At 40.3% G+C, this 12,193-nt stretch carries 5 protein-coding genes; 1 reads left to right on the top strand and 4 read right to left on the bottom strand.

Annotated elements, in window-relative coordinates; all coding sequences use genetic code 11:
- Positions 1-323 precede the first annotated feature (323 nt).
- Genes LC115_04120 through LC115_04105 form a run of 4 tightly spaced genes read right to left on the bottom strand, consistent with a single transcriptional unit; the run spans position 324 to position 3,432 of the window.
- On the bottom strand, positions 324-614 hold the full coding sequence (locus LC115_04120) for a hypothetical protein (protein ID MCZ2355867.1): 291 nt from the start codon (positions 612-614) through the stop codon (positions 324-326).
- Positions 592-2,133: a T9SS type A sorting domain-containing protein gene (locus LC115_04115; GenBank protein ID MCZ2355866.1), complete on the bottom strand. Its 1,542-nt coding sequence runs from the start codon at positions 2,131-2,133 to the stop codon at positions 592-594. The genes LC115_04120 and LC115_04115 overlap by 23 nt, the downstream gene beginning before the upstream one ends.
- Positions 2,134-2,190: 57 nt before the next feature.
- Positions 2,191-2,949, bottom strand: a complete 759-nt coding sequence (truA, locus tag LC115_04110) for a tRNA pseudouridine(38-40) synthase TruA (GenBank protein ID MCZ2355865.1) — start codon at positions 2,947-2,949, stop codon at positions 2,191-2,193.
- Positions 2,950-3,432, bottom strand: a complete 483-nt coding sequence (locus LC115_04105; protein MCZ2355864.1) for a hypothetical protein — start codon at positions 3,430-3,432, stop codon at positions 2,950-2,952. It abuts the gene before it with no gap.
- Positions 3,433-3,740: 308 nt separating this feature from the next.
- Between LC115_04105 and LC115_04100 the strand changes: the two genes are divergently transcribed.
- Entirely contained in the window at positions 3,741-11,969 is an 8,229-nt protein-coding gene (locus tag LC115_04100; GenBank protein ID MCZ2355863.1) for a gliding motility-associated C-terminal domain-containing protein, read from the top strand.
- Positions 11,970-12,193 lie beyond the last annotated feature (224 nt).

The raw sequence follows: 12,193 nt of genomic DNA, 5'->3' as shown, positions 1-12,193 counted from the left end.
AAATATATGAATATAGATACATTTTGGTCTAATTAAAATATCATTATCGTATAAAATGATACCTTTAGCTCTTTATTAACGCTGGATTTTTTGGCTTATACTAAGTCTAATAATTAGCCAAATTTATATTTAAACAATACTTCGGTAGTTTTTAACTTAAATATTTAATTATCAATGAATTAAATATTTATAAGCTGGATAAGGTATTGCTTGATTTCAAAGATATTTCGTATCACAGGAAGGTACAAAAAGTAGTTTTGGTTTTAAATCTAAATTGTAAAGTTAGCTTTTTTGCCAATTACATAGCTACAACGATTTCTATTTCAGGGTTTTCTATTTGGGTTAGGGATTTCCTGAAAAATGGTAGGTGCGTTTTCTTTTGCTGGAAGTTGCCTGTCTTTAACCGGATTTAAGTTTTCAGAATTAGTGGCGGGGTTTTGTTCTGCACTCTTATTGCCATTGTTACCGGTGGGGTGAGATTCGGTGGCGGTTGTCTTATCTGAAGTAGATTTGTTTTTAGAAGAAACATTCTTGCTCCCGTGGCAGGAAGCCAAAAAGAACACTATTCCCAAAATAAAAACTACCTTAAATTTATTGAATTGCCAATTTTTCATATACATTATTTCCATTAACAAATTTAACATCAATAAAATACATACCTTTTTCCCAGTTTGAAATATCTATATTCAAATCAGTATTGCTTTTTATATCAGTTTTTAAAATGACATTTCCTGAAATATTTTGAACCAAAATATATTCAATAGGCGTTGGGCAACTTTGTAAATTAATGCTAACATTACGACTTGCCGGGTTCGGAAAAACAGTAATATGCTGGGTATTGTTCGGTGTATTTCTGGATGTCGTTTGGCTAATTAGTTCAATAGCAGTTGTTTGTAATTTATTGTTTTTATGAAAAGAGGTAAGTACCCAAGAAGTATTGTTGGATGTAGATACGATTTGAGATACACTTCCCCAGTCGGCATTATCGGGGGTTTCTGTACTTGCTTTGAGCTGAATTGCATCTGAAATGACCGAATTAGCCGTAATGCTGTAAGCCTCAGAGTATCCAAAACCGGAATTAGGGTATTTTTTTTGGGAAATAACGTTTCCTATCCAATTTCCGCTTTCTAATAACGGAGCAATAGCCGAAAAACAAGAACGCTCTAAGGTATCTTGTTTGTTTAGGATTTCAACTTGGGCGGTATTTAAGTTCAGTTTTGCAAAGATAGCTGAGCTAAAACCGTTATTTTGAGAAGTATAGGTAAAATACAGAGAAGAATCTTGCAAATAAGCATCTCGTATGCGCGTATCTCCGCAGGTGAGTAGGGGAGAGCCATTGGGCTGAAATGACTGTGGTTCGTAATAAGTAGGGATTGAGGCTCCAGAAGCGGTGATTTCGGCTGCCCCACCCAGCGTGTCCGAAATAGAATACATGAAAATTTGGGAGAAACTGGTCTTTTGAGTTGATATAATGTAGTAGGGAGGAGTATTTCGAGACTTTACCGGACATAATAATCCGGGAGTTCCAACAAAAAAAGTGGGCAGATTCTTCCAGTTTAGATAACTTGGTTTGGACTGTTCGATGTTCGTTAAGCTCATTTGTAAAACAGCATTTTTTAGCAGATTTCCGGATGTGTCAATCACTTCTGCGGTAAGAATAGCCTCTTGGGCATAAACAGCGAAATCTAAATGCTGTAAGTTGGTGTTATTGTTCTCTAAATCAGTGCTGTAGTAGTAGCTTGTCCAGTTATTATGAGTAGAGTCTATCTTGAAATAAGCAATAGCTAATTCAGTGGGGCGGTTTTCGTTTGAAACTAAGGCAGCTAATATAAACAAATTTCCGGCGGAATAATAGCCGCAACGAACCGAAAAAATATGACTTCTTTGAAACAAATCTTCTGGGCTTTGCCCTAAAACCTCTGTTAGGTTAGGTGAATGTACAGATATTTTTTTAGAAGAGGCTAACAAAACCCAGTCGGAATCCGATGCCGAAACTCCATAAGGAAACGAAGACTCATTAACAAGGTGGGTAATACTTCTCCCCTTTGATAGCTGAACTTGCTGACCATAAGCACTATAAATTGAACTTAAAATCAATAATAAGAACTTAAAATACCGATTATCAAAAATCATATACAAAGATAGTAAGCAAATTGCAAGCAGTTTACTAAATTGAGTCTAATTGTTTTTTTATTTGGATATAGGGATGAAAGATTCGGCAGGATATTCTACATCAGTTAGATACAATCCGCAGGCCGGTGCTGCCATAGGCGCATTGCATCGGTTTTTAGTGCTAATGATGCCTGTGGCAGCATCGAGAGTTATCTTTTTCCTCCCGACTTCAAGCATTAAACCCACAATGGTTCGAACCATTCCCCACAAAAAACGGTTAGCTCGAATCCTGAACGTCCAAATTTCCGAGCTGGTTTCCCAATAAGCAAAATGAACTTGACAAATTGTAGATTTTATATCTGGATTATATTTAGATAGTGCTGCAAAATCAGTATGTTGGGTGAGCAAAATACCCAGTTCCTGCATCAATGGAAGGTCTAATGGCTGAGTATAAGGCCAACTTCTCCCGATCATTAAGGGATCTTTTATTCTGGAAACATAATAAGTATATTCTCGCCAAACTGCTTGATAACGAGCATGCGTTTCTGGATTACGGGCTATCCGCAGGTTTTGAACAGCAACTTCCTTTGGGAGCATTCCATTTATTTGATAAATAAATTTGGATGTTAAACTACCCGAAAAGTCAAAATGGACAACTTGTTTGTAGGCATGAACCCCTGCGTCTGTTCTGCCGGCTCCAACGGCCGTAATGGGTGTTTTTAGTAGGATACTAAGTTTTTCCTCTAAAATTTCCTGAATAGAAATACCGGTTAATTGCCTTTGCCACCCGCAAAATGGAAAACCAACATAGCGAACATCAATAAAGTATCGAGGCACTTATTTGAGCTCGTGAATGGTTATTTCGTAGTCTTGAGTTGAGTTTATTTGCAGGTAATATTCTCCTATCCCCTCCAAGAAAGAAAAGTCTTCATCAGAGCCGGTATAATTGGCAATAACGTGCGAATCTTCTTTGTTATTACGGTTTTTAAGGAGCAGGATAAATTCAGCATCTTCTTTATTTGGAGGTGTTTTGGTTTTCCAAGAAACCTTCCATTCTTTTCCGTTTATCTTAAAGGCTTCTGTTTTTCGGGATTTTTTTCCTTTAAATTTTTTGATGGCTCTCCATTTAGGTTTAACTTTGGTTCTTTCTGCGCCTAAGTCGCCATTCATTAATTGAGTTTTGTTACTGCTTGCGGTAGTAGCATTTTCTTTAGAGTTTGATAAAGCCGTATCTATTAAGGATTCGGTACGGTTACAGCTATTTAGAATCAGCCCGAAACTAATCAGAAAGAAAATGTATTTGAAAAGAGGGTTTGCCATTGCTTGTGGTAATTTCTCCGGCAAAAATAACTTGTGGTTACGGGCTAATCAGAACAAATGTGTTCACAAAGGCAAGTATGCCTGTTTTGGCCACTTGTGGATATACTCAAGCTATTGAAAACGTGCCCTTTTTAATAGAATGTGGATTTTTATGTGGAAAAAATGAGTATAGCTGGATTTATGCAACACTAAAATTTTAACCGTTCAGGGTATTGCTTAAACTATTCGCAAAAAGCAAATAGAGAAACAACCAAAAATAAATAGCTTTGCGGTTTAATTTAGGAATTGCTGTGGAAAGGAATACCACTATGTACACGAGATTTTTTTATTTAGGGAGAATCATTTTACTGGGAATACTTGCTGTATTTAATGGGAAGCTATTTGCTCAAACACCCACTAAATGCTTGGAGATAGAAAGTATTTTGGTAGCTGCCTGCACAGGAGGAGTTGGCCTTGGCGAAACAGATAATGAAATGTTTATATTTCAAGTTGGCCCCAACCCGCTAAATATAGCGAATATGAACATTGCCGGCGCACCCAACAGTACCGGTAATTCTAACAACATAGTTGCGGGAAACTGGCCGGGTACAGCCGGCTTTACTTGGAGAAAAACCCCTTGGCATTCCGGTTTTGGCGTTTGTACTCTTCCGGTTTCATTGATCAACAAGATAAATCAAATTAACTCAATCATAACCTCAGATACTATCAAAAATTGTGGTTATTTAGTATTTCCTCCCTTACCGGGTACTCCAAATGCAGGGATAATCCCTGCCGGTGCCAAAGTATTGGTTATTTCAGGTATTACGTACTTTGATCAACTTGCCCAAAAATTTACGGGCCTTGAAGATACTTTGTATGTTGTACCACAGTGTTCTCAGCCAGCTCAAGGCGGCGGCCATTTTACAAATGCAGTAGCTGTAACCCAACGCTTTGCGGTTAGTTTTGGAGCCGGCTGCGCAGATACCGTTAGCTGGCAATCAAGTTTTTTACCCGGTTATCCAGCTTCAACAACCGGAGGTACTGTTTTTTTTGATTGGGCAGGCAATCCTTCTTACCAAAATAGAAACTGTGATGCCCCATATACGCCCAAAAGTATTAAAATTACGATAAATGGCGGATCTGATATAGATACCTGCCAAGGTAAAAGAATTGTATTTACGGGTCAAATTAGAGGAGACTCCACCAAGATTAAGCCATTTTGGAGGCATCTTGGGGGGGCAGCGGTAGGTACTTTTTGGGCACAAAACCAAACAGCAGTGCTGTTTATGACAAATCCAAGCTATGTAGGAACTGCAGCTTTTATATTTGAGAACCAAACTCCTTGCGATACCTTGCGGGATACAATTATGGTTACTTTTCGGGATTCCGTCAGAATCACCCAAGAGCCATCTTCATCGGTCATTTTATGCCAAGGTTCAACATTTACGGCTAACATTACGGCTGTGGGCTACCAACGGACTTATCAATGGCAATTTAACGGGGCAAATATATCGGGAGCGACAAATGCAACATTGAGTATTCCAAATGTTACACCAAGTAATGCAGGAAGTTATCGTTGTATTGTCAAGGGACGTTGTGGTGCAGATACCAGTACCGCAACCCTTTTAACGGTTATTCCCTACCCGCAGTTGGCTACGGTACCAACCCAAGCAGTCTGCTCAGGAAATCCAATAACGATTACCATTTCTAATCCAAAACCGGGCACAACCTATACGTGGTACACATTACCAACGGGAGGTTCTTCGGTAGCTACCGGAAATTCTTTTACTACTGGGGTTTTAACATCATCTTTGACTATATACATCCAGTCTGATAGCGCAGGCTGCACAAACCCAACACGGCTTGCTGTTCCCATCACCGTCAATCCAAACCCAAATTTACCAAATGTAAGTGATGTATTTATTTGCAGCGGCCAAAGTGGAACCTTAACTATTGTAAATCCCGGAAACAGCACTTATCGTTGGTTTAAAACAGCAGTAGGCGGAACTTCTTTTTTTACCGGAAATTCTTATACCTCTACAGTTCTAACGGCGGATTCTATTTACTATGTACAAGCTGATAGCAGCAACAACTGTTCAAGTGGCCGTAAAATGGTAGCTATTCGGGTTATTAAACTACCGAATCCGGCTAATATTTCTAACCCAACAATTTGTAGCGGGCAGTTCACTACCTTAACTATAGCCGGCGGCGGAACTACTACATACTCTTGGTTCACAACTTCTATCGGAGGCACAGCCTTTCGGGTAGGAAATAGTTATACAACTCCAACTTTAAATAGTACTGTAACTTACTATATCCAATCAGATTCGGCAGGATGCTCAGGAGACCCCCGAAAAGCAGTTACCGTTTTTGTAAAACCTGTACCGCAACAAGCTAATGCAAACGATGATACAATTTGCGTTGGGTCGCGAGCAATAATATCATTTAACTCCGGTAGCGCAACTACCTTTACTTGGTATTCTGCTTCATTTGGTGGCACTCCATTTTTTACGGGAAATAGTTATACTACTTCATTCTTAACAGCGGACACAACATTCTATATCCAATCTGATAGTAATGGTTGTACTAATTTTACTCGTAAACAAGTAACAATCCGAGTAAAACCCGTTCCTTCTCCTGCTAATGTAGCTAACGTTGTAATATGTGGCCAGCAATCGGTTACTTTACCGATAATTGGAGGGGGAACATCAATATTTCGTTGGTACGGCCAGCTTACGGGGGGTACACCATTTTTTACAGGAACAAGCTATACTACTTCTATTCTAACAGCGGATACTACCTTTTATGTAGAAACTGATAGTAATGGCTGCGTAAGAACTCCTCGAAAGGCAGTTACGGTTACGGTAAAAAAAGTACCAAACCAAGCCAATATTCCAAACGGGCTGATTTGCTACGGACAAACGGCAACTTTAAATATCATTGGAGGCGGAGGAACCACCTATACGTGGTATGACTTTGCTACCGGTGGGGTGTCTTTTAATACAGGAACAACTTATACAACCCCGGCTCTCACAGCTAATGATACGTTTTATATCCAATCAGATAGTAATGGTTGTACAAATACACTTCGTAGGATGGTTATCGTTACAGTAAAGCCGTTACCGCAATTAGCGAATGTTCAGGATACTTTTACCTGTACCGGTTCTTCGGTTACATTAGCGATTCAGTCCACTCCTCCGTCTGTTTATACATGGTACAGAACTGTTGTTGGCGGAACTGCATTTTACACTGGAACTTCTTATACCACAACTCCATTAACCGTTGATTCCACATTTTATATTCAGACGGATAGTGCGGGCTGCACAAGCGCCAGCAGGAAAGCCGTAACGGTACACATCCGTCCGTTGCCCCGTGTACCTGATGCCGCGGATGTTAGTGTCTGCGCCGGTACATCTGCAACAATTAATATAACGACAGGAGGCACATCTATTTTTACGTGGTATAGTACCGCAACCGGCGGAACTGCATTTTTCACCGGAACAAGTTACACAACAACTTTAACATCGGATTCTACTTTTTATATTCAGGCAGATAGCAATGGCTGCTCAAGTGCCAGCAGACGCGCTGTTACGATGTACATAAAGAAAATCCCTAACCGTGCGTTGGTAAATAATGCTTTAATATGTAGTGGCCAAACTACTACTTTAACAATATTAAATGCTAGCGCAACTACATTTACTTGGTGGACCGACCTTACAGGAGGTACTCAATTTTCTACGGGAAATTCATATACAACTCCGGTTATGACCACTTCGGATACGTTTTATGTGCAATCAGATAGTAATGGTTGTACAAATACACTTCGTAGGATGGTTATCGTTACCGTAAAGCCGTTACCGCAATTAGCGAATGTTCAGGATACTTTTACCTGTGCCGGTTCTTCGGTTACATTAGCGATTCAGGCCACTCCTCCGTCTGTTTATACATGGTACAGAACTGTTGTTGGCGGAACTGCATTTTACACTGGATCTTCTTATACCACAACTCCATTAACCGTTGATTCCACATTTTACATTCAGACGGATAGTGCGGGCTGCACAAGCGCCAGCAGGAAAGTCATAACGGTATATGTTCGGAAAGTACCCAACTTACCAATCATTCCTGGAGATACTGTGTGTTTAACCAACCCTGTTACAATAAATGTTTCAGTAGGAGCATCTTTGATACATTGGTACGGCCAAGCATCCGGCGGTACACCGATTTTTACAGGGAATATTTTCACTTTTGTACCTACCGGTGATACAACGATTTATGCAGAAGCAGATAGTAATGGCTGCACAAGTTTTCCCAGAAGAAGTGTTTATATCCGCACGACACCTTCTCCCAGACAGGCAGTTATTAATAACGCAGTAATATGCCAAAATGAATTAACTACACTAACCATTAGCGGAGCTAGCGCAAGTACCGCTTATTCATGGTTTGATGCTGCCAGCGGTGGTACGTCATTCTTTACCGGAACAAGTTATACAACACCTATCTTGGCGGTTAGTGATACCTTTTATATTCAAGCTGATAGTGCGGGCTGCCCCAATCTAAACAGAAAAATGGTTATTGTAAAAGTAAAACCGCTACCTCGCCAGGCAAATATTGTAGATACATTAATTTGCTATGGGCAGTCGGCTACTTTAGCTATTTTTGGAGGTGGGCCAACTATCTATCGTTGGTATAACCAGCCTACTGGCGGTACGCTTATTTTTACCGGAACAAGCTATACAACACCAGCTTTAACAGCCGATACAACGTATTATATTGAATCAGATAGCGCAAGTTGTGTTAATCCAAATCGGAAAATGATAGCCGTTGGCATAAAACCCTTACCGCAAGTACCACAGGCTAACAACGAGATAATTTGCTTTGGTGATAAAGCTACCGTTACAGTAACTACGCTCGGAGCATCGAGTTTTACGTGGTATAGAACATCAACCGGAGGTTCTCCTTTTTATACTGGAAATTCTTACTTAACTTCTTCTTTAACAGCCGATACTACATTTTATATTCAAGCAGATAGCAATGGATGTTCGAGTTCATCCCGAAAAATGGTTACAGTATCTGTAAAAAAACTACCTAATCCGGCTACAACTAAGCATGATACAATTTGCAGTGGCCAAACAGCAACGCTTTCCGTCCTAAATCCAAGTGCAACGAGTTTTTCTTGGTGGGATTTGCCTGCTAATGGCACACAATTAGGAACCGGAAATACTTTTACAACTCCAGTTTTAACTGTTACAGACACATTTTACATTCAGGCAGATAGTAATGGTTGCACAAACTCTGCCCGAAAAATGGTATGGGTTTATGTAAAACCGTTACCTCAGCAGGCATCCATTAGAGATACATCAGTTTGCTATAATGAGCCAATTACTTTGGTTATTAATGGAGGTGGGCCGGTATTTTACACATGGTATTCTATTTCAACTGGAGGGACATCATTCCGAACCGGAAACAACTATACCACAACGGCTTTAACTACTGACAGTACATTCTATATTCAGTCTGATAGTGCCGGCTGTATTAACCCTAATCGTAAGCCTATAACTGTTCGAGTAAAGCCATTACCTCAGATTCCGACATTGGTAGATACAGCAGTCTGTTATGGCGATGTTGTAACCGCTTCGGTGGTGAATTATAGCACAGCAACCAATTACTTGTGGTTTTTAACTCCCAATGGCGGTATTCCTTTTCATAATGGAATCCAATATACACAGGCACTTACCAACGATACTACCTATTATGTTCAGGCAGATAGTAACGGCTGTCTCAGTCCGGGCAGAAAATCAGTTCACCTAACGGCCAAAAAAGTTCCCAATCCACCAACGATACCCTCAGATACTATTTGCGCAGGCTATTCTTCTACATTAACTGCATTAAATCCAGGGATTTCGATACTATCATGGTTTACAACCCAGACCGGTGGTAGCTCTTTTTATGTAGGAGATACCTTAGTAACCCCTACGCTTTCTTCTGACACAACCTATTATGTTCAGGCAGATAGCAATGGTTGTACTTCACTAACAAGAACCCCCGTAAAGGTTTGGGTACTTCCGGTTCCGGTAATTTCAGCGGGTAATGGAAGCGAAATATGTGAAGGCGACTTTGTAACACTACAAGGAACTGTAACCGTAACTGCCGGATGTCAGTATCAATGGAGAGTTATTTCAGGAGATACGACATCTTTAAACGCAAGCGGAATACTACAACCAACAGTTTATCCCAAACGAACCACCTGTTATGAATTAATCGCAATTTGTAATGGCTGCACCAGTAATGTGGATACAGTTTGCATCGTTGTTAATAACCGGCCTAAGGTCTTTTCTAACCAAAGCACATTGACTCTTTGTAGAGGCAATGCGGTAATGTTGCCGGCACAGTCCATCTCCGGAACGCCACCGATTTATTATTCATGGACACCAACCTTGGGGCTAAGCAATCCCAATATTCTAAACCCGATTGCTTCACCGGCAAACTCAACTATCTATACCTTAGTTGCCAGAGATGCAAAAGGCTGCTTATCAGATTCTTTGAGGATTTTTGTAAATGTATTTAACCTGCCGATTGCCGATGCCGGTTCAGATGTAACTATATGTCAAGGAGAAGGAGTATTTTTAAATGGAACTCAGTCTCAATGTATGGGAAGCTGTATGTTTTTATGGTCTCCATCATTAGGGCTAAGTGATTCTACATTAGCAAATCCATACGCAACTCCTTCTGTAACAACAACATATCGCTTAGTTGTGATTTCTTCAATTGCGGGCTGTGTTTCTCTTTCGGCAGATACTTTGTCTCATGTTACGGTTCGAGTTATTCCCAGACCAAATGCAGATGCAGGCCCTCCAACAATGGAGATTTGTAAAAATGATTCAATTATCTTGCCGGCTACAGTCAGCGGAGGCAGCACTCCTTATCGTTACTTTTGGGCACCTTCAACCGGTTTAAATGATTCTACATTATTGCGCCCAAAGGCTTCGCCTCCGCATACAATTACCTATTTCTTGAATACTGAATCTAATGGCTGTAGAAGTATTGCTGACTCTATTACAGTAATTGTTAAGGCATTACCTACATTTGCCCTGCGTCCAGTGGCTCCAATTTGTCCGGGAGAATCTGTTCAATTAGAAGCAATTGACGTTTTGGCTGAAGAACCTGCAACTTATCAATGGACACCAACAGCCGGTTTGAATAACCCCAATATTTTAAATCCGATTGCTTCTCCCAACCAAACAACGGTTTATAGGCTGCGAATAACAGCAAACAACGGGTGTATAAGCCAGCTCTTAAAAGATTCAATATTAGTACAGGTAAAAAATATCCCGGTAGTAGATGCTGATACTACAAACGAAACCCATACTTTATGTATAGGTGAATCATTCCGCTTACCGGCCAAAATTGGTCAGACACCTGACCCAGTCGTTTACCGCTGGAGTCCAGAAACCTATTTGAACGATCCTTCTATTGTAACCCCAATTGCTACGCCACCACATACGATGACGTACTATCTAACACTTCGGGCAGATCGTTGTGTAGTCGTTGATTCTATTCAGTTGATAGTAACTCCATTAGTACACGCTACTGCGACATCGGACACCTCTCAGGGGTGCATAGGCACTACATTTAGGCTGCACGCTGGCGGAGGTAGTTCAACAGCTTCTTACTTGTGGTCACCGAATGATAATCTGAGTTCTACCGTTGATTCCATCGTATATGCTTCACCACTTCAAAGCCAAACGTATTCTGTAGTAGTTTTTGACGGAGCTTGCTTAGATACTGCACACGTAACTGTGCGAGTAAATCCAATACCAAACTCAAACTTTACCAGCACAGAAAGCCGCCAATGCGACAGGGTTTACGTTACTTTTGCAGACCAATCAACAGGAAATGTTGCTTGGGCATGGGATTTAGGAGATGGCACAGTAACCAATGTGCCTAATCCACAGCATACTTATACAGCACCGGGGACATATTCCGTTAGGTTGATAACCTACGGTGCAGGAGGTTGTATGGATACATTATTAAAATCAGACTTAGTTACCGTAGGCACTCGTGGCAATGCTGTATTTTCAAGCGTCCCGGAAATACCGACCCGATTTGTATTACCGGAAGGGAAAATCTACTTTGAAGATAAAAGCCAAAATACGGTTTCACGTATCTGGCTATTTGGAGACGGAGAATCCGCTACCATAGCAAACCCAGAACACCAATACTTATATCCCGGAATCTATGAGGTAGTATTAATCACCACAGATACAGAGGGTTGTACCGACTCTGTTCGTAAAGGACCGATTGTAGTAGATGCTCCACTGATAACTATTCCGGATGTGATTACACCCAATGGAGATGGTATAAATGACCAACTTATCATTAACTATACTGGAGTAGATCCATTCTCAATCGTTATTACTGACCGTTGGGGAATAGAAGTATTCTCTGCAAACAGCATTGAAAACCATTGGAACGGTGGTGATAAACCGGAAGGAGTTTATTATTACATTGTTACCATTGGGAAGAAGAAGTTTACCGGTTCTGTAACCTTGTTGAGATAATTATCAACGAAAAGAAAAAACAGATAGAGCCAAAAAGGCTCTATCTGTTTTTTTATTAGTACACGACAAAAATATAATTTTTGGAGATTGGCGGAATAAATTTTGATAGAGAGTTGGCTTTCTGTACATTAGAGGATTATCTTAAACACAATACCTTTAAAACGGAACATCAACTTAGAACAAAGATACGGAGTTATTAGCTACATTTAGAGTTCATTTTGCGG

The sequence above is a fragment of the Bacteroidia bacterium genome, assembly GCA_026932145.1.
In the GTDB taxonomy this organism is placed as follows: Bacteria; Bacteroidota; Bacteroidia; order J057; family JAIXKT01; genus JAIXKT01.
Note: the sequence above shows the minus strand (reverse complement) of the source record. Positions and strands in the feature narration are given on the sequence as shown.

Bases quoted from the DNA above. Each gene is read 5' to 3' on its own strand.
- LC115_04100 (MCZ2355863.1), top strand. From the start codon at position 3,741: ATGTACACGAGATTTTTTTATTTAGGGAGAATCATTTTACTGGGAATA.
- LC115_04105 (MCZ2355864.1), bottom strand. From the start codon at position 3,432: ATGGCAAACCCTCTTTTCAAATACATTTTCTTTCTGATTAGTTTCGGG.
- LC115_04120 (MCZ2355867.1), bottom strand. From the start codon at position 614: ATGAAAAATTGGCAATTCAATAAATTTAAGGTAGTTTTTATTTTGGGA.
- LC115_04115 (MCZ2355866.1), bottom strand. From the start codon at position 2,133: ATGATTTTTGATAATCGGTATTTTAAGTTCTTATTATTGATTTTAAGT.